This is a genomic window from Ruegeria sp. YTSA105 (genome assembly GCF_059610225.1).
Genome location: NZ_JBXWNE010000011.1, coordinates 57292 through 75658, shown reverse-complemented (window position 1 = coordinate 75658; position 18367 = coordinate 57292). Strand labels below are relative to the sequence as shown.

The following is an 18367-nucleotide window of genomic DNA, read 5'->3' as shown; positions in this document are numbered from 1 at the left end:
ATGAACCGCGAGGAGCGAGCATGAGCGCCACCGCCCGCAAAAGAGCCCCGAATGCCGTGGATATTCGCGCCCGAAAAGGTGGCGAGCCACTGGTCAGTCTGACCGCATATACAACTCCGATGGCCCGACTGATGGATGATCATTGCGACTTTGTTCTGGTCGGTGACAGTGTCGGCATGGTGCTACACGGGTTGGAATCCACCCTTGGCGTGACGATGGAGATGATGATCCTGCATGGTCAGGCTGTTGCTCGCGGGCTGGACAAGGCGATGATGGTCATCGACATGCCCTTTGCCAGTTACGAGGAAAGCCCCTCACAGGCGTTCCGCAATGCCGCCCGCCTGATGGCGGAAACCGGTGCCGGTGCGATCAAGCTAGAGGGCGGGGTCGAAATGGCCGAAACCATCCGCTTTCTGGTCAAGCGCGGCATCCCGGTGATGGCGCATATCGGCCTGACCCCACAGTCGATCAACACGCTAGGTGGATATAAGGTGCAGGGCCGTGATGTTCAGGCACAGACGGTACTGGCCGATGCCCATGCCGTGGCTGATGCAGGCGCCTTTTCCCTTGTGTTAGAGAAGGTCCCGCAGGGTCTAGCCAACCAAATCACTGCCGAGGTCGCCATCCCTACTATCGGCATTGGCGCGTCCGCCGAATGTGACGGGCAAATACTTGTGGTGGACGACATGGTCGGCTTTTTCACCGCTTTCAAACCGAAATTCGTCAAACGCTATGCCGAACTGGGGCCATTGGCCGAGGCCGCCATCGCCGAATACGCCGCCGAAGTGCGCGCGCGCAGTTTCCCGGCCGCAGAACATGTGTTTGCCGATGAGGCCCCGTCAAAAAGGGCCAAGACGTGACAGCCCCGATATTGCGGTCCTTGGCCGAGCTGCGCGCCAAGACAAGCCTCTGGCGCCGCGAGGGGCAGTCAATCGGCGTCGTCCCAACCATGGGCGCGTTGCATCCAGGGCATCTGTCTTTGGTTGAGGCGGCCAAAAATGGCACCGACCGAGTTATCGTGACGATTTTCGTGAACCCAAAGCAGTTTAACAACCCCGAGGATCTGGCCAATTATCCGCGCACCGAAATCGAAGATGCTCAGAAACTGGCCCCCTATGGCGTTGATGCAATTTATGTGCCGGACCCGGACGAGATCTACCCGCAAGGCTTTGCCACCACCGTATCTGTAACTGGCCTGACCAATGTGATGGAGGGCGAATTCCGCCCTGGCCATTTCGATGGCGTCGCCACTGTGGTCGCCAAACTGTTCCTGCAAACCCAGGCAGACAGAGCCTATTTTGGGGAAAAAGACTATCAACAGCTGCTGGTCGTGCGCCGCATGGCGCGCGATCTGGTTATCCCGGTCGAAGTGATCGGCTGCCCCACGGTGCGTGAACCCTCGGGTCTGGCCATGTCCTCGCGCAATCAGCGCCTCTCGCCCGAGGGGGTGGAGATTGCAGCGCACAAACACCGCATCATGCTGGATCTGGCCAACGCGCTAAAGAACGGCGCCCCGTTCGACACACTGGCAGCACAGGCCAGTACCGATCTTTTGGCCGCAGGTTTTACACAAGTGGAATATATCCAACTGCGCTGTGCGGAATCTCTGAACCCGCTGACACATGCCGACCGACCCGCCCGCCTGTTTGCCGCGGCCTGGGCGGATGGAGTGCGTCTAATCGACAATATTCCCGTCTGAACACTCTGGTACGCAACCGACTGTTTGCGCTAAAGTCTCGCAAAACCAAATGCGAAGGGGGGCGCAGGCGTGACCTATATTCTTGCCATTGATCAGGGCACCACATCATCACGGGCCATTCTGTTCGACGCGGACATGCAACGGGCAGGCACCGCGCAGCATGAATTCACGCAGCATTTCCCACAAGAAGGCTGGGTCGAACACGATCCCGAGGAAATCTGGGACAGCGTCCTACGTGTCTGCCGCGAGGTGATGCAGAGCGTTGGCGCAACCCCCGATCAGATTGCCGGTATCGGCATCACCAACCAGCGTGAAACGACCGTGGTCTGGGATAAACAGACCGGCGAGCCTATCCACAACGCAATCGTCTGGCAGGATCGACGCACCGCCGATATCTGCGCCCGCTACAAGCAGGCCGGTTGCGAGGATGACGTGACCCAGCAGACCGGGCTGTTGCTGGACCCGTATTTTTCGGGCACCAAAGTAAAATGGCTACTGGATAATGTCCCCGGCGCCCGCGACCGCGCTGAGGCAGGCGATCTACTGTTCGGCACCATCGACAGTTTCCTGATCTGGCGCCTGACCGAAGGCCGCAACCATGTGACAGACGCCACCAACGCTGCCCGCACACTGCTGTTCGACATCCACAAAGGCTGTTGGAGCACCGAGATCTGCGATCTGTTGGATGTGCCCATGTCCATGCTGCCCGAGGTACAGGATTGCGCCTCGGATTTCGGAAAAACGACTCTGATTGGGGGAAATATCCCGATTTTGGGTGTTGCGGGCGATCAGCAGGCCGCGACCATCGGGCAGGCCTGTTTTCAGCCCGGCATGATGAAATCGACCTATGGGACAGGCTGTTTTGCGCTGTTGAATACCGGGCCACAGCCGGTCGCTTCGAAGAACCGCCTGCTGACGACGATCGCCTATCAGTTGGACGGACAAAGAACCTATGCCCTTGAGGGTTCGATTTTTGTCGCAGGGGCAGCAGTCCAATGGCTGCGCGATGCGCTGCAGATCATCGAAACCGCCCCGGAAAGCGGCGAGCTGGCGCAGCAGGCCGACCCCAACCAGCATGTTGTGCTGGTGCCCGCATTTACCGGATTGGGCGCGCCTTATTGGAAACCAGATTGTCGGGGCGCGGTCTTTGGCCTGACCCGCAATTCCGGGCGGGCAGAATTTGCCAAGGCAACACTGGAAAGCATCGCCTATCAGACCCGAGACCTTTGGCACGCCATGCAAGGCGACTGGGGCGCAGATACCGATGTCATCTTACGCGTCGACGGCGGTGCCAGCGCATCCGATTGGGCGATGCAAGGCCTGTCGGATTACCTCGGCGCCGAGGTCGACCGACCCGTGATGCAGGAAACCACCGCTCTGGGCGCGGCCTGGCTGGCCGGTATGCGCGCGGGCATCTACCCTGATCAACAGGAATTCGCGGAAACCTGGGCGCTGGATCGTCGGTTTGAACCCAAACTATCCGCAGAGGAACGCGACGCCGCCTATGACCGCTGGCAACGCGCTGTTCAGGCGGCCATGGCGTTCTGATCGCAGCCGCATTTGGGCTCTGCTTTGTTCAAAGTTGGGTTCTTATGGGGCCACCTGTGCGAACGGTGAATTTCTACGGCAAGTCAGTGCTGCGAGTAAGGCTGTTGGTCAATGTCGGTAGAGCGGACTTAGTCGTCATTCGGCTTTTTTGATTTGGTCTTCGAGCTCTTGCAAAAACTCGTCTCGTTCTTCACTAGAGAACTCGCCCAAATTATAGTGTAACCATCCCCAACATGACGGAATGGCATATCTTAGTGTCGAAGGATATTCAGGCGGGCGAACCAAACCCAAAACAACGTTGGCGTTAGTAACAAAGCCGTAAATATCAAATGCTTCCGGCTCTGCACCTAGCTCCTCACCTGTCGACTCCTTGTCCAAGCATGTTCTAACGGAAAACTGTTCCGCACCAACTCCATACAAGTATTGAGCATCGGAATACCTCGCATTCCAGCACAGCTCATAGTCGGAAGATTCAATTTCAAATGTCTTGACGTTGGCTGTGACCAGCAAAATCTCCTGCGAGAAAATGTCATCGTAAGCAAAATTCGGATCAGGACTGCAGGCCAACGCAACTGAGCCTAAAGACAAGGTAAACAAGAGGAAGCTTCGAAACCAAACAATCATTCAATAGGGTGTAGCAGTTGTTTTAGCCCTCGAAAAGTTTGATGTTAGGTTTGAAGCTCTGTCGCTTTGGGCTCAAACCTGACATCTGCCGTATCTGTAGCCCCGGTAGCCTGATTGAGAACGCGAGGATCAAATCCATCTGACAACCGATAATCGAGCGCCTTTAGCTGTGATCTTTCAGCAAGCGTTGCTTTTGCCGTGACCAGTCGCGCTTGGCCTGGGTTTCGCGCTTGTCGTGGTTTTTCTTACCCTTGGCGATGCCGATCTTAATCTTGGCCAGGCCCTTGTGGTTGAAATACAGGACCAGCGGCACAAGCGTCATGCCTTTGCGTTGGGTCGCGTTCCACAGATTTGACAGCTCTTTGCGCGACACCAACAGCTTACGGCGACGACGTTCTTCGTGTTTGAAGACCTTGGCCTGTTCGTAAGGGGCGACATAGCTGTTGACCAACCACAGCTCTCCGTCATCAACCGTGGCATAGCTTTCGGCGATGTTCGACCCGCCTGCCCGCAGGGATTTGACCTCGGACCCGTGCAGAATGATGCCGCACTCTATATCCTCTTCGATCGCGTAATCGAAGCGGGCGCGCCGGTTTTCGGCGATAACTTTGTAATTCGGGTCTGTCTTCTGCTTGGCCATGACGGGTTGATTTATGCCCCTTGGGCGGACCTTGCAAGCAGGTGCATCAGGATTTGGCCGAGATAATCAGATCGGGGCCGAAAATCGTGTCGGCGTGGTTGTGCAGATAGATTTTCAGCCAAGGCGTAAACCGGTCAGGATGGCGCTGCACCTCGGCCAGCAGATCGTGGTAGTCGATCCAGCGGATATCCATCACTTCCTCGGGGTTCGGCTCGATCTTCAGTGGTCCTCGAACATGGGCCAGGAATACGTCTACCACCTCATGCTCGATCAGCGAATTGCCGACATCGGCGTGATATTCCAAACGGTGACGATATTCGGGGTACAACCCGGTGATCCCCAGTTCCTCGCGCAGGCGGCGGACGGCACAGACCGAGGGCATTTCACCCCAGTCAGGATGGGTACAACAGGTATTCGCCCACAGGCCGGGCGTGTGGTATTTGCCCATCGCCCGGCGCTGCAGCAAAATCTCGGTGCCGCGCACAACAAAGACCGACACCGCTTTGTGCCGCAGACCCTTTTCATGGGCTTCAAGCTTTTCAACGGGGGTCAATTCACCATCAACCCAGGCCGGGATCATGATTCCCATTTGTCGTCTCCTGCTGCCGATCCGCCTGTGCGACCGGGAATTCCGGAATAGCTTTGGCCTGATAGGCTTGGCTGTGGTGCAAAGCGGGCAATGCACCACGCGATTCCAAACTGGCGTCTATTGATCCGGTTATCAACCGCACGAAAGGCCGCAGGGGCTGCGGCCTTTTCTGGTCTTACCGATTGCGTGGTTTCCCAGGTTATTCGCCCGAAACACTGACGATATAGGCGTAAACGTCCTCAGCGCCCTTTTTCAGCTTGAAGGTCATTTTGGACTTGGCCGAGGTCTGATCCAGATAGGATTGCAGGAAGGCTTTGGGGTCCTGGGCATATTCGACAAAGGTTGCCTCGTCCCAGACCAAGCCGTTTTCACCGGCTTCGACAATGCTGTCACCGTATTTGAACCCTTCGACCGTCCCAGCAGTACGGCCTGCAACCCCATAGAGGTTCGGGCCGGTTTTTCCGCCCTTTACGATCACCTCGCCATCGGGATCAGCAATCAGATGGCAGGATTTGCATTTGTTGAAGGCTTTCTTGCCAGCTTCGGTGTCACCTTCAGCATAGACTGGAAGGGCCAGTAGGCCGGCAATTGCGGTCGCGAGGATACGATTCATAACTTTTGCTCCGATACGAATTGGCTGCACAGAAAGGACCTCTGGCGCAGCAGAGAGTCAACGCGCAGATTGCCGCGCGATGGCACTGTGTCACAGCCGGGATCGGGTCGTCCTTAACTTAAGTCATGTACGTCTGCCCAACAGGGCAGAAGATCGCCTGCACTGGGTGACGCCAGATAAATCGCACGGGCGATCGCCCGCGACAGGCAAACCGAGGCTGCATGCGCGATCATAGGCAGCACGCTTGGGTCAACAGCTTGACCGGAAGTGCTGATGCCGAAAACCAGATCACCATCTTGTGAAGTATGCGCAGGCACAATCGCGCGAGCGATGCCATCATGAGCTGTCACCGCCAGGCGGTGGCACTGTGTCTTGGTTAACGCGGCATCAGTTGCGACAATTGCAATGGCCGTGTTGGCCCGGTCTGGGTCAACCTGCCCCATAGCTAGAGCTTTGCGGCTTTGCTGAATCTGTGCTTGACCCGATGAGAGGTCTGGCCCCAGGCCGCCAAATTCGTTGTCGATCTCGAATGGCGCCGCCCAAAAGTGGCGATCCCCAGGTGTCGTGACGCTGCCGACCGGATTGGCTGCCACAAGCGCGCCTACAGTGATGCCGTCGTCCAGAACCAACGATGCAGAACCCAGGCCACCTTTTTGCATAGCCGCCAATGCGCCGGTTCCTGCCCCGACTGAACCGAGCGCAAAACGTTCTGCGGCAGCGTGGTAGGCTGCCTTTCCGAGAGCGCGGTATGGATTCTCGGACCAAGTTTTATCGCCGCCATTGAGTAAATCGAACAGAATTGCTCCCGGCACGATGGGCACAATCGCATTCCCGACAGCAAAGCCGCGCCCGTCGGCCCGCAAACCATCCGTAACCCCTGAGCAGGCGTCCAACCCGAAAGCCGAGCCGCCAGACAGCACGATCGCATCGATTTGATCAACGGTTTTGTCCGGTGCCAACAAGTCAGTTTCACGCGTGCCCGGCGCGCCCCCCATTACATGGACAGAAGCAACAAAGGGTTTGTCCACCGTCAGAACAGTTGTGCCCGATTTCAACGCCTCGTCCTGCGCGTTGCCGACCTTCAGCCCTGGGACATCGGTTATAAGGTTTTTGGATCCGGGAGTCATCGAAACCTCTGACGTTGGGCAGGGAAGCGCGCCTCGGCGCGCTGCCTCTGGCGGAGATATTTTGAGCCAAATGAAGTCCGGATCAAATGCATCGGCCCCCGTCCACTTCGAGCGTGGTGCCCGTAATCATACTGGCTTCATCCGAGCACAGAAAGCAGGCGGCGTTGGCCATGTCTTCGGGAGTCGAGAAGCGACCCAATGGGATGGTCGACAGGAATTTGGCGCGAATCTCGGGGGTGTCTTCGCCCATGAAGGATTTCAGCAATGGGGTTTCGCCCGCAACGGGGCAGATCGCGTTGACACGCACGCCGGACGGCGCGAGTTCCACCGCCATGGTTTTGGTTGCGGTGATCATCCAACCCTTGGACGCGTTATACCAGTTCAGGTTGGGGCGCGGGGACAGCCCGGCGGTTGAGGCGACGTTCAAGATCGCCCCGGTTCCGCGTGCCTTCATCATCGGCACAAAGGCGCGGGCGGTCAGATAGACGGATTTCATGTTCACGTTGAAGACACGGTCGAAATCCTCTTCGGAGACGTCTTCTAGCGGTGTAGGCAGATGGGTCACTCCGGCATTGTTGACCAGGATGTCGAGCCTGCCAAAGGCGTCGTGGGCGGTGTCCGCCATTTCCTGAACCGATGCCGTGCTGGCCACATCAACCTGCTGCGCGATGGCCTGCGCGCCCAGCGTTTCTGCCATTTCGCGGGCCGCAGCGCCGTTGATATCCGCGATCATAACGCGTGCGCCCTCTGCATTGAACTTCTGCGCGATACCGGCCCCGAACCCGGACGCGCCGCCTGTTACGATTGCGGTTTTTCCCTCCAACCTCATGGCTTTGCCTCCTTGTCGCCTGTCAGGGCAGAGTAGCAAGGCGCAAAGAAGTTACCAGATCAATCTTCGTCGACCCTGCCGCGCAGAGATTTGACATCCGAACGGGCCTTTTTGGCGGCCAATCGACGTTTGACCGAGCCATAGGTGGGCTTGGTGGCGATACGCCGTTTGGGTTTGACCAGCGCGCGGGTGATCAGTTCGGCCAATCGCACCCGCGCAATCTCGCGGTTGCGGGCCTGGCTACGCGTTTCCTCGCACTGGATGATGATCGCGCCCTCTTTGGTCCAGCGCCGCCCAGCCAACCGTTTCAGCCGCGCCTTGACCGGATCAGGCAGTGAGGGCGAGCGCGCCGCTTCGAACCGCAACTCGACTGCTGTCGAAACCTTGTTCACGTTCTGCCCGCCAGGGCCGGAAGAGCGCACAAAGCTTTCGGTCATTTCCCAGTCTTGCAGGGTGATATCGTCATTGATCCGCAACATGGGGCGGACCTTACAAGTGCTGTGCGGAAACAAAAAGGGCCGCCCTAGCAGGACGGCCCTTCGAAAGTTCAGGAGGTTGGGTCGGTTAGATCAATCGACCAGCCGGAGCGAGCGCTCCGCCAAGGGCTGCCCTAACGGGCGATCCCCCCGGTTGTTCCAACACCTCTCTCCAATCTCTTTCTCGACACTGGATCACCTCCTTTTCTATCTGTTGCGGTTAACTAGGATGGTGACACAAGCTGTGCCATTCTCAAAGCGTTTTTTACACGGGCTGCGCGGTCAGGCGCGCAACGATCACCTTGAAGGGGATCAGCGCCACCAGCGCCAACGACAACTTTACCAGCCAGTCGGCAAAGGCCAGCGTGACCCACAGGGGTGCCATCGGGCCAGACAGCATGAAGGGAACAGGCTCCCACGCCCAGCTGATCGCAGCGTCGGCATTGGCGCCGAAGATCGCGATCGAAGCGGAAAAGGCGATAGTGAAGAACAATGCTGTATCCAGCGCCGAACCCACTAGGGTCGAGACCAGCGGTGCGCGCCACCAGCGACCCCCGCGCATTGCATTGAACACGGTGACATCGGTCAGCTGGGCGATCAGGAAAGCAGTGCCAGAGGCAACAGCGATCCGCAGCGGCACAGCGGCATAGGTGAACCCGTCGCCCTGCAGCATGATCTGGCTGCCGATCAGCGAGCAGACGATGCCGGTGACGAACCCGGCCAACACGACCTTGCGGGCGGTGGCCACGCCATAGACGCGGTTCATGATGTCGGTGACCAGAAAGGCCAGCGGATAGGTGAAAGCACCCCAAGTCAACAGCCCGTCAAGGATCAGGAACTGGACCAGAATGTTCGAAGCCACAACGATGGTGGCCATGGCAAGAATGCCGGGAATAAAAGCGCGTTGCATGTTTTGATGCCCGTTTTGACAAGGTAGCGGCGACTTGGCCAAGGGACCGTCCCAAGGCAAGCCGTGCGTTTAGACCTTTGTTTCGAGCCTGTCAATCGGGCAGCAGATATTCCACCAGTTCCGTCCGCTGAAGGGCCAGAAAATTGTCATCCGAAATCATCGTAACCCGCAACCTTCCCTGATCGTCACGCCAGACCGACAGGCCTTCGAGGTTGTCATGCGTCCCGCGCGCGGTTTGCAGCAAGATCTCTTCGGATTGCGGAGTGTCACCATTCAGTTCCCAACGCCTGAGCTGCGACCGAAAGCCTGTCAGGGACACCGATCGTTCCAGCACATAGAACCGCCCGTCGGGGCCGAAATCCGCGGCTACTGGCAGGAACTTGCCTCGTTGCGGCAGGACAAAAGGTGTCGACCACGACAGACCATCCCAACGATATACCGGTATGTCCCCCGATACGGTACGGCTCTTTTCGGTCAGGGTGTACAGCCGCCCAAGCCTGTCAATGGCCAGTGCCTCGAACGAGCCGTTATGGTCAAGAACCTCAAAGGCTTTGGGGCGTGGCAGAACCTGCGCCGGGCCGGTTGGATCGGAATAATAAGCCACCCGGTGCACACCCTCGAATGAGATATAGACCCCACCGTCAGGGGCGATTACCAGGCCTTCGGAATCGCCCGCGGTGCCCACCAGAACCTTGCCGGTGCTGGACAGGATGGGCCAGTGCCGCTGGATCTCGATACCAGTAATCTCATCTTCGTTTCGATCAATACGAGCGTCCAACATCGTTGCACGATCACTCAGCGCGATCATGCGGGTGCCACCGTCAAAGATGTGAATTCCGGAATATCCGCCGAACCAATCCGCCTGATGTCGCCATGCAAAATTGTTCAGCAAAGCGGCAGGCTTTACCCCCTCCGCCCAGACCATACCTGTAAGCAGCAGCGCCGCGATCAGTTGGATTGCAAGACGTTTGTGCATTGCTTGGGCAGATCGGCCAGCCGGTATTCGCGTCGCTTCTTGGGTGCAGGCGCGTTTGGATCGGGCGGTGGCGGGTTGAGGATGTTGTTCACCCATTGCTGTGCTTCGGCGCAACCATCACCCTTGGGCGGCGGATCCTGATTCACGCAGCCGCTTGATCCTCTTGGACAGGCCAACCGCACGTGGAAATGATAGTGATGGCCCCACCACGGCCGGATTTTACGCAGGTAAGCGCGGTTTCCCTTTTCGTCATTGCACATCTGCACCTTGGCACCGGGAAAGACGAATATCCGAGCCACGCGCTTGTCTTTTGCGGCCTCACGCAGCACTGCGTGATGCTGTTTGGTCCAGCTGCCGTTGACGAAGGCACCGTTCGAGCGGCGCAGGGAAATCGAAGAGATATTCTCGCGCGCCTTGCGGGAAAGACGCATGTTGTCACCGGGCAGCATCCAGATATCGATGTCCAGACCCAGCTGATGGCTGCGGTGGCCCGATGTCATCGGCCCGCCGCGCGGCTGGCTGATATCGCCGATATAGAGACCATTCCATCCTGACTGCTTGGCGGCAAACCGGCTGAGGTCCTGCACATAGTCAATCGCCTGCGGATGGCCCCAGTTGCGGTTGCGTGACAGACGCATGGCCTGCCATGTGGGTCCGGTTTCGGGCAGTTGCACCGCCCCCGCCGCACAGCCGCGCGAATAACTGCCGAAAGCGGCCGGTTTTTGTTGTGAACTTTGCTTTTGGCCTCCGAATAACTGCTTGGCCAGCGGCTCGGAACCTGCGGTACCGGCGAATGTGATTGCGGCAATGACCGCGAAAAAACGTAATAAAATCATCTGCTCTGATCCCCTTCCGGTTTGACCCAGCGCATTAGGAACAGTCCCAGAATAAACAACAGAACTATGGGTGACACCCCCAGTCGCGCACTACCGGTCAGGGTTGTGGCAATCCCGATCAACAACGGGGCCGCAAATGCGGTGGCGCGGCCGGACAAGCCATACAGGCCAAAGCTCTCGACCGGGGCGACGGGATCGGTGTGGCGCACCATCAGAGAACGGCTGGCCGATTGTAGGATACCCCCCATGCCGCCGATCAGAACACCACAACCAAAGAACACCAGATCCGGCAGGCCCGACCCTTCGGGCAGGGTGATGCCGTAGATCTGGGTCCGGTCCATCATCACGACGGTGATACAGACAAAGATCAGCACCCAGATCGCAACCAGAATGACAGGTTTGGGGCCGTATTTCTTGTCCAGCTTGCCGCCAAGCCAGGCAAAGGCTGCCGCAGCCAGAACGCTGACAATCCCGAATACGCCGATCTTGATCAGATCCCATTCCAGCACCAGCCGCGCATAAACGCCGCCAAAGGTATACAGACCGTTCAGCGCATCGCGATAGAACATGGACGAGCCCAGATAGCTGGCCAGACTGACACGATTGCGCAGGTTAGAGACTGATTTGACCAGCAGCTGCAGCGCCTCTTTGACGCTGCCTTTCTTTTCGACATCTGGATCGTCGCGCACCCACAGGAAATAGGGGATCATGAACAGAATGAACCACACGGCGGTGAACGGCCCGACAAATCGCGTGCCTTCGCGTGCTGCGGCGTCCAGACCAAAAACAGGGTCCATGCCGATCAGGGTCTTGCCATTACCCTGCTCAACAAACAGGGCCAGCATGATTGCAAGCGAGATAAGCCCGCCGAAATAGCCAAAGGCAAAGCCCGAACCCGATATCTCGCCCACCTCACTGTCATCACCCAGATCGGGCAGCTGAGAATTGGCGAAGATCAGCGCGTATTCCGCCCCGACAAAACCCAGGCCAAAGGCCGACAGCATCAGCCACATGTTTGACCCGTCCGGCAACGTGTACCACAGCGCAGCAGAGCCCACCGCGTACATGATGGAAAAGCCGAATATCCATGGTATACGACGGCCCGAAACATCCGCCATCGCCCCCATCAGCGGGGCACCAAAGGCGATGATCAGCCCCACGATGGTCATGCAGTTCGCCCACACCGTCTGCGCCCGTGCGTCTGCGGCATCGGAACCCAGACCGGCGTTCAGATAATACTCGGCGGCTACCCCGGCAAAATAGGGCCCAAAAACAAAGGTCACCAACAGCGTGTGATAGGGCTGACTTGCCCAGTCGAAGAACCACCAGCCCCAGATGCGTTTGCGCTTGGAAATCTCTGCCATACCTGCCCCGTTTTTTATTGTTGGCATCATAAGACGGGGCTTTGGCTCAATTCGCAAGCGTTCTGTTGGCGCGGACTTGCTCTTTTGTGCAGGGGCGCTTAGGTCTCAGCAGATGTGAAATCCGGAGGCCCCATGCTGTCGTTGATCCAAATTCTGCTGCTGATTCTGGACATTGTCTGGTTCATCATTCTGGCCCATGTCATCATGAGCTGGCTGATCAATTTCCAGGTGCTGAACCTGCATCAACAGTTGGTTGCGCAGATCTGGTACGGGCTGAACCGCCTGTTAGAACCGATTTACGGCCCGATCCGACGCGTTCTGCCTGCAATGGGCGGGCTTGACCTGACGCCCCTGGTGGTTCTGATCGGCGTCTATGCGCTGCGTATTATCCTGATCAACAATATGGTCTATTTTGTCTGACCTCTTGTTCAGTGAATCTTAGTATGTGATTGTCCTGTCTTAAGAGCAGATAAACCTTAAAACAGGGCACCCCCGCACATGTTCGACGCCGCGCCTTTGCTGCGAGATGTCTTTGGATTCGACGACTTCCGCCCCGGTCAGGAAGAGATCGTCGATGCCGTCACGCTGGGCGAAAACGTGCTGGCCATCATGCCCACGGGTGGCGGTAAATCCCTGTGTTTCCAGCTGCCTGCGCTGATCCGTGAAGGGGTCACGGTGGTGATCTCTCCGCTGATTGCCCTGATGCGTGATCAGGTGCGCGGCTTGCAGGAAGCAGGCGTCGAGGCCGGCGCGCTGACCTCCGGCAATACCCCCGAAGAAACCGATGCCGTGTGGGAGGCGTTGGAGGCCGGACGGCTCAAGCTGCTGTACATGGCTCCCGAACGTCTGGCCGCCGAATCGGCGCTGGGCATGTTGCGGCGGATCAATGTCAGCTTGATTGCGGTGGACGAGGCGCATTGCGTCAGCCAATGGGGCCATGATTTCCGCCCCGATTACCTTCGGATCGGAGAGCTGCGACGTGCGCTGAACGTGCCCCTGGCCGCCTTCACCGCCACGGCGGATGCGGAAACCCAGGACGAGATTGTCGAAAAGCTGCTTGACGGCGCGGCCCCGCGCAAATTTCTGCGCGGGTTCGACCGGCCTAACATCCACCTGGCCTTTGCCGCCAAGGATGGGCCCCGCAAACAGATCCTGGATTTTGCCGCCGCGCGCAAAACCCAATCCGGCATTGTCTATTGCGGCACCCGTAACAAGACCGAGGTTCTGGCACAGGCCCTGCGTGCCGAAGGCCACACCGCCTGTCACTATCACGGCGGCATGGATCCCGAGGATCGCCGCATCGTCGAGACCCGCTTTGCGCGCGAGGATGGTCTGATCGTGGTGGCCACGGTTGCCTTTGGCATGGGCATCGACAAGCCCGATATCCGCTGGGTCGCCCATGCGGACCTGCCCAAATCCATCGAGGCCTATTATCAGGAAATCGGCCGCGCCGGGCGCGATGGCGCCCCGGCAGAAACCCTGACCCTGTTTGGGGCAGATGACATTCGCCTGCGCCGGTCACAGATAGACGAGGGGCTTGCCCCCTCTGACCGGCGGATGGCCGATCACGCACGGTTGAACGCCCTGCTTGGCTTGGCCGAGGCGCTGGCCTGCCGCCGTCAGACTTTGCTGGGTTATTTCAGTGAACAGACCGAACCCTGTGGCAAATGCGATCTGTGTGACAGCCCGCCGGAAGTGTTCGATGGCACCACCCCGGTTCGTATGGCCCTGTCAGCGATCCTGCGCACCGAGGAATGGTTCGGCGCAGGCCATCTGATCGACATCCTGCTGGGCAACGAGACCGACAAGATCCGCGCCCGCCGCCATGATGCGCTGTCCACCTACGGTATCGGCAAGGACTGGTCGCGGCCCCAGTGGCAAGCGATTTTCCGGCAGATGATGGGCCATGATCTGGTCCGTCCTGATCCCGACCGCCACGGTGCGCTGCGCATGACTGAGGCCGCCAAGCCGATCCTGAAAGGCGAGGCGCAGATCAACCTGCGTAAGGACACGATCCGCAAAGCAACCCGTCGGCCTGCGGTCAAAGAGATGGTATCCGAAGAAGACGCACCGCTGCTGAGCGCACTCAAGGCGAAACGCCGTGCGCTGGCCGAATCCGCGCGGGTCCCGGCCTATGTTATTTTTCCCGATCGCACGCTGATCGAAATGGCGGAAACCCGCCCTGCAACGCTGGATGATATGGCCCGGATCAGCGGGATCGGTGCTAAAAAGTTGGAACGATACGGGGCCACGTTTCTGGAGGTTCTGACCGGCGCGGTCGAAGAACTGCACCCGGCCCGCCGCAAACTGGCCGGGCGCGATCAGGGTGAGATTTACGACCGCCTGCTCGAAGTTCAGTCGCAACTGTCGCGCGGCCCTGATGGAATCGACAAGCCGCTGACCTGTACCGCCTCGCAACTGGCAAAGGTGGCGCAGTTGCGATCAGACGACCCGCGCGCCATCGAACAGGTTCTGGGTGACCGCCGTCACGAAAGGTTTGGAGCCGCCTTTCTGGACGTGCTGCGTATGGCAATCTAGATACCCACCAACAGGCAAGAAACGAGGGCGACTATGCTGGTAGTGATTTCCCCGGCCAAACGGCTGGATTGGGCAGAACGGAATGTTGAGGTCACGCAACCCGACTTTCAGGATGACGCGATCCGCCTGTCGAAAACCGCCCGCAATCTGACGCTGGGCGACCTGAAAAAGCTGATGGATCTGAGCGATGATCTGGCCCGCCTGAACCGCGACCGTTATCGCGCCTTTTCGGACGCCCCCGATGCTGTGGCGACACGCCCGGCCGCACTGGCCTTTGCCGGAGACACCTATCAGGGGCTCGAAGCGACTTCGCTGGATGTGGAAGAGATGGCCTGGGCCCAGGATCACCTGCGTATCCTGTCCGGACTGTATGGCATATTGCGTCCGCTGGACGCCATTCAGCCCTATCGGCTTGAGATGGGCAGTAGGCTGAAGACCCGGCGCGGCAAGAACCTGTACGATTATTGGCGCGACCAACTAAGCAAGGCGCTGAACGCTCAGGCAGCCGGGACCGGTAGCGATGTGCTGTTGAATTGCGCCAGTCAGGAATATTTCGGTGCAGTAGACCCCAAAGCGCTGAAATTACGGGTCATCACACCGGTCTTCATGGAAGACAAGGGCGGCACGCCAAAGATCGTCAGCTTCTTTGCCAAAAAGGCACGCGGGGCGATGGCACGCTATGTCATTCAACACCGTCTGTCCGATCCCGCCAGCCTGACGGAGTTCGACTCGGGCGGCTATGAATACCGCCCTGACCTGTCAGAGAACGACAAGCTGGTCTTTATCCGGCCCTATCAGGCCTCAGCCAGCATCGACGGGTCGTAAGAGACCAGTTCAACTGTGTTGCCTTCCGGGTCTTCGGTGAAAATTCCGCGCCAACCAACCCATCCGAACTGCTCGATGCGATAGGGTTGGCCGATCTTGTCATACCAACTCATGACCGCCGCCTGCTCGTCGAAGGGCAGCGACAATGCGATATGATGCAGCGGCGATCCCGCTCCTGTTACGGGACCTTCTGCACCGGCCCGATGTTGCCCCGGTCGTGGCGCGGTGCTGTGGTGAAAAAGGGCCAGAACTTGCGTATGGCCGCCAAACCCCTCGGCTATCCGGAAGAAGGTTATAGCGCTGTCATGGTCACCGCTCAGACGCTGCAGGCCGACCACCTGTTCATAGAACTGCACCATAGCGGCCATATCTGCGCAGCGAATGGCAATCTCGCCCAGCGCGCGGGGGTAAAATCCACGGTCATCAGTCATATCGGCAGCCTAGATCGCTCGGGTTTCGTCATCAAGAACCGGTTGCGTCCCGTCTGGCCGATGGTCAAGGATCATCTGGTGGATTTTCTGTTTTTGCAACGGTTTGGTCAGGTAGTAGTCCAATCCAGCCGATAAAATACCCTGGTCATCTCCGCTCATTGCATGTGCGGTCAGGGCTACGATCGGGACGTGCTGATTGGTTTCAACCTCGCGGCGGCGGATTTCACCTGTGGCCTGTTTACCATCCATTCCGGGCATCGAGATATCCATGAATATCAAATCCGGGTCGAATTCCAGATGGGCGGCGACCGCCTCAAGCCCGTTGCCCGCAAAGCGAAGATCAATGTTCAGATCCTTGACCATCTTGCGCAGGATCAGCTGGTTGGTCTTGTTGTCCTCAGCAGCCAGAACCCGCATGAGCCTTTGATCCTCGGCAATCGGTCTGACCTGCGCAACCGTTGGGTTTTGCGTGTCGGAACCATTCGATATCGAATCCGCTGATCGTCCCAGAGCGGTCAGACGTGCATATAATTCTGAACGAGGGATCGGCTTTTGCAACACTCCGTCAATGAGCTGGCAGGCCGGATGAGCATGAATCACGCCGGGATTGGCCGACATGACCACGACAGAGATATCCGTCCACCCCCGGCCCTTTATCGTGGCCGCCAAATCCAGCCCGTCCATGTCCGGCAGATCGTGATCGCACAGCACCAGATCTACGGTGTCATCAAGCGTAGCCAGCGCCTCGGTTCCGGTGGTACATTCGGTAACCTTGGCACCCAGGCGACCAAGTTGCTTTGACAGGATCGCTCGATTGACAGCCAGATCTTCAACCACGACCACATGGCGCAGACATCCTTCCAGATTCGGGGGGGCGGGTTGCGGACCTTCGACCGTCGGCAGCGTTATCCGAAATCCAAAACAGGACCCCTGGCCCGGCTCGCTTTCGACCCAGATAGCACCGTCCATCAATTTGATCAGTCGTTTGGTGATGGCCAGACCCAACCCGGTCCCTTCAAACTGTCGGTTTTGTTCATCCTCGACCTGATTGAATTCACCAAAGATATGCGCCGCTTTATCCTCGGCAATACCGATACCGGTATCTTCTATGGCAACATGAATATCACAGGCCTGGGCCTCCGCGCGAGGGACCCCCGTGACGCGGATCAAGACATGCCCTTCCGCGGTGAACTTGACAGCGTTGCCAACCAGATTGGTCAAGACCTGACGCACCCGGCCCGGATCGCCTACGAACAGGGTTGGCAAAAACAAGTCATAGTCGACTAAAAGGCTTAAACCCTTGTCACGAACACTGGGCTGCAGCAGCATCGCCACCTCAAGGATACAGCGTTCGAAATCGAACTGTTCGGGGTGCAAGACCAGCTTATCCGCCTCAATCTTCGAGTAATCCAGAACATCGTTGATGATCACCAGCAAGGCTTCACCGGAATTGCGGATCGTGTTGAGATAGAGCCGTTGTTCTTCATCCAGCGCGGTTTCGGTCATCAACTCGGTCATGCCAACAATACCGTTCATGGGCGTGCGGATTTCATGGCTCATATTGGCCAGGAATGCAGATTTCGCGCGGTTTGCAGCCTCGGCCCGTTCGCGCGCCGCGGTCAGTTCGGCCTGATGCCGGACCGAGGCGGTTATATCAAGCGCAAGGCTGACCACATCGCCACCGCCACCGCGTTGATCAATCAGCTTGATATAGAGCCCGTTCCACAGCTTGACGATTTCTGACGGCGGGTTGGACAACTTCCAACGGGCCAGCATCCTGGCGCGCCAATCATCCTGCGCCTCGTCCACGGTATCAATCAGACCCTCCTGCGTGAGGGTTTCCAGAATTCTGCCATACCTGATGCCGGGCGCTACTTCATCCAGCCCCTCAAACAGGCTGAAATATGAGGCATTTGCCCCGATCAACCGGCTCTCTTCGTCGAAGAATGCAAACCCGTCTGGGAAGGTCTGGATCGAATGCCATAGCCGCCGTTCGGCCACTTCGATCTTGGCATTGGCCAATGTCAGGTCCGATTTAACTTTTTCATTTTCATCGCGCACCGTCTCAACCTCGGCCCGCGTTTCACCAATGCGTTTAGTCAGAGCCATCGCGTGCAGGCCCAATTTCCGGTTGGCCGCTGATAGCTCGGCCTGTTTCATCTCCAGCAGACGTTCAGCGGCAAGCCGTGCGCGTCTTTCCTGTGCCAGTTTGGTTGCAAGACTCATCAAAGGTGATCCCGGTACAATCTGCCCACAGCATCCCAACAGAGCGTGAAAAAGTGTTTAAGTCGTTGCCTGTTGCAACAGACCAATGGCAGGCTCAGAGGCCGCAAACGTCCAAA

Annotated in this window: 19 protein-coding genes; 6 read left to right on the top strand and 13 right to left on the bottom strand. The window is 58.2% G+C overall.

Annotated elements, in window-relative coordinates:
• The first annotated feature begins 20 nt into the window (after positions 1–20).
• From panB to glpK, 3 genes are all read left to right on the top strand, one after another.
• On the top strand, positions 21–860 hold the full coding sequence (gene panB / locus AC2FH2_RS14345) for a 3-methyl-2-oxobutanoate hydroxymethyltransferase (protein ID WP_496824074.1): 840 nt from the start codon (positions 21–23) through the stop codon (positions 858–860).
• Entirely contained in the window at positions 857–1699 is an 843-nt protein-coding gene (gene panC, locus AC2FH2_RS14340) for a pantoate--beta-alanine ligase (protein WP_496824072.1), read from the top strand. Before panB ends, panC begins: the two co-directional genes overlap by 4 nt.
• Before the next feature lie 69 nt (positions 1700–1768).
• Complete coding sequence (glpK, locus tag AC2FH2_RS14335) at positions 1769–3247, top strand: glycerol kinase GlpK (RefSeq protein WP_496824070.1); 1479 nt, start codon at positions 1769–1771, stop codon at positions 3245–3247.
• Positions 3248–3382: 135 nt separating this feature from the next.
• Here glpK and AC2FH2_RS14330 read toward each other — a convergent pair whose 3' ends face one another.
• From AC2FH2_RS14330 to AC2FH2_RS14280, 11 genes are all read right to left on the bottom strand, one after another.
• Positions 3383–3871: a hypothetical protein gene (locus tag AC2FH2_RS14330; protein ID WP_496824068.1), complete on the bottom strand. Its 489-nt coding sequence runs from the start codon at positions 3869–3871 to the stop codon at positions 3383–3385.
• A gap of 163 nt (positions 3872–4034) precedes the next feature.
• Positions 4035–4511, bottom strand: a complete 477-nt coding sequence (gene smpB, locus AC2FH2_RS14325) for an SsrA-binding protein SmpB (RefSeq protein ID WP_271951849.1) — start codon at positions 4509–4511, stop codon at positions 4035–4037.
• Between the two features lie 46 nt (positions 4512–4557).
• Positions 4558–5100 (bottom strand): isopentenyl-diphosphate Delta-isomerase, encoded by a 543-nt coding sequence (gene idi / locus AC2FH2_RS14320; RefSeq protein WP_281973317.1) that lies wholly within the window; start codon positions 5098–5100, stop codon positions 4558–4560.
• Positions 5101–5299: 199 nt separating this feature from the next.
• Positions 5300–5713: a c-type cytochrome gene (locus tag AC2FH2_RS14315; RefSeq protein ID WP_142638581.1), complete on the bottom strand. Its 414-nt coding sequence runs from the start codon at positions 5711–5713 to the stop codon at positions 5300–5302.
• 113 nt (positions 5714–5826) lie between these two features.
• Positions 5827–6840 (bottom strand): P1 family peptidase, encoded by a 1014-nt coding sequence (locus AC2FH2_RS14310; protein ID WP_496824065.1) that lies wholly within the window; start codon positions 6838–6840, stop codon positions 5827–5829.
• An 82-nt stretch (positions 6841–6922) separates the two neighbouring features.
• A complete protein-coding gene (locus AC2FH2_RS14305; RefSeq protein WP_496789796.1) occupies positions 6923–7669 on the bottom strand; it encodes an SDR family oxidoreductase in 747 nt (248 codons plus the stop codon).
• Between the two features lie 59 nt (positions 7670–7728).
• The gene (arfB, locus tag AC2FH2_RS14300; RefSeq protein WP_142638575.1) at positions 7729–8148 is read right to left on the bottom strand and encodes an alternative ribosome rescue aminoacyl-tRNA hydrolase ArfB; all 420 of its coding nucleotides are present in this window, start codon (positions 8146–8148) and stop codon (positions 7729–7731) included.
• A gap of 262 nt (positions 8149–8410) precedes the next feature.
• A complete protein-coding gene (locus AC2FH2_RS14295; protein ID WP_496824063.1) occupies positions 8411–9055 on the bottom strand; it encodes a queuosine precursor transporter in 645 nt (214 codons plus the stop codon).
• Between the two features lie 91 nt (positions 9056–9146).
• The gene (locus AC2FH2_RS14290) at positions 9147–10031 is read right to left on the bottom strand and encodes an esterase-like activity of phytase family protein (protein WP_496824061.1); all 885 of its coding nucleotides are present in this window, start codon (positions 10029–10031) and stop codon (positions 9147–9149) included.
• Positions 10004–10867, bottom strand: coding sequence for a penicillin-insensitive murein endopeptidase (mepA, locus tag AC2FH2_RS14285; RefSeq protein WP_142638569.1), 864 nt, complete (start codon positions 10865–10867; stop codon positions 10004–10006). Before mepA ends, AC2FH2_RS14290 begins: the two co-directional genes overlap by 28 nt.
• The gene (locus tag AC2FH2_RS14280) at positions 10864–12231 is read right to left on the bottom strand and encodes an MFS transporter (protein ID WP_496702608.1); all 1368 of its coding nucleotides are present in this window, start codon (positions 12229–12231) and stop codon (positions 10864–10866) included. Before AC2FH2_RS14280 ends, mepA begins: the two co-directional genes overlap by 4 nt.
• A 132-nt stretch (positions 12232–12363) precedes the next feature.
• Here AC2FH2_RS14280 and AC2FH2_RS14275 point away from each other — a divergent pair, with 132 nt between their 5' ends.
• From AC2FH2_RS14275 to yaaA, 3 genes are all read left to right on the top strand, one after another.
• Entirely contained in the window at positions 12364–12651 is a 288-nt protein-coding gene (locus tag AC2FH2_RS14275) for a YggT family protein (RefSeq protein ID WP_271951835.1), read from the top strand.
• 78 nt (positions 12652–12729) lie between these two features.
• Positions 12730–14769: a DNA helicase RecQ gene (recQ, locus tag AC2FH2_RS14270; RefSeq protein WP_496824059.1), complete on the top strand. Its 2040-nt coding sequence runs from the start codon at positions 12730–12732 to the stop codon at positions 14767–14769.
• A gap of 33 nt (positions 14770–14802) precedes the next feature.
• Complete coding sequence (gene yaaA / locus AC2FH2_RS14265) at positions 14803–15594, top strand: peroxide stress protein YaaA (RefSeq protein ID WP_282027662.1); 792 nt, start codon at positions 14803–14805, stop codon at positions 15592–15594.
• Here the strand turns inward: yaaA and AC2FH2_RS14260 are convergent.
• Positions 15564–16025, bottom strand: coding sequence for a VOC family protein (locus AC2FH2_RS14260; protein ID WP_496824056.1), 462 nt, complete (start codon positions 16023–16025; stop codon positions 15564–15566). The two genes, yaaA and AC2FH2_RS14260, sit on opposite strands and share 31 nt — an antisense overlap.
• Positions 16026–16034: 9 nt before the next feature.
• Positions 16035–18251 carry a response regulator gene (locus AC2FH2_RS14255; RefSeq protein ID WP_496824054.1) on the bottom strand — a complete coding sequence of 739 codons (2217 nt, stop codon included), beginning with the start codon at positions 18249–18251 and terminating at the stop codon, positions 16035–16037.
• Between the last annotated feature and the right edge of the window lie 116 nt (positions 18252–18367).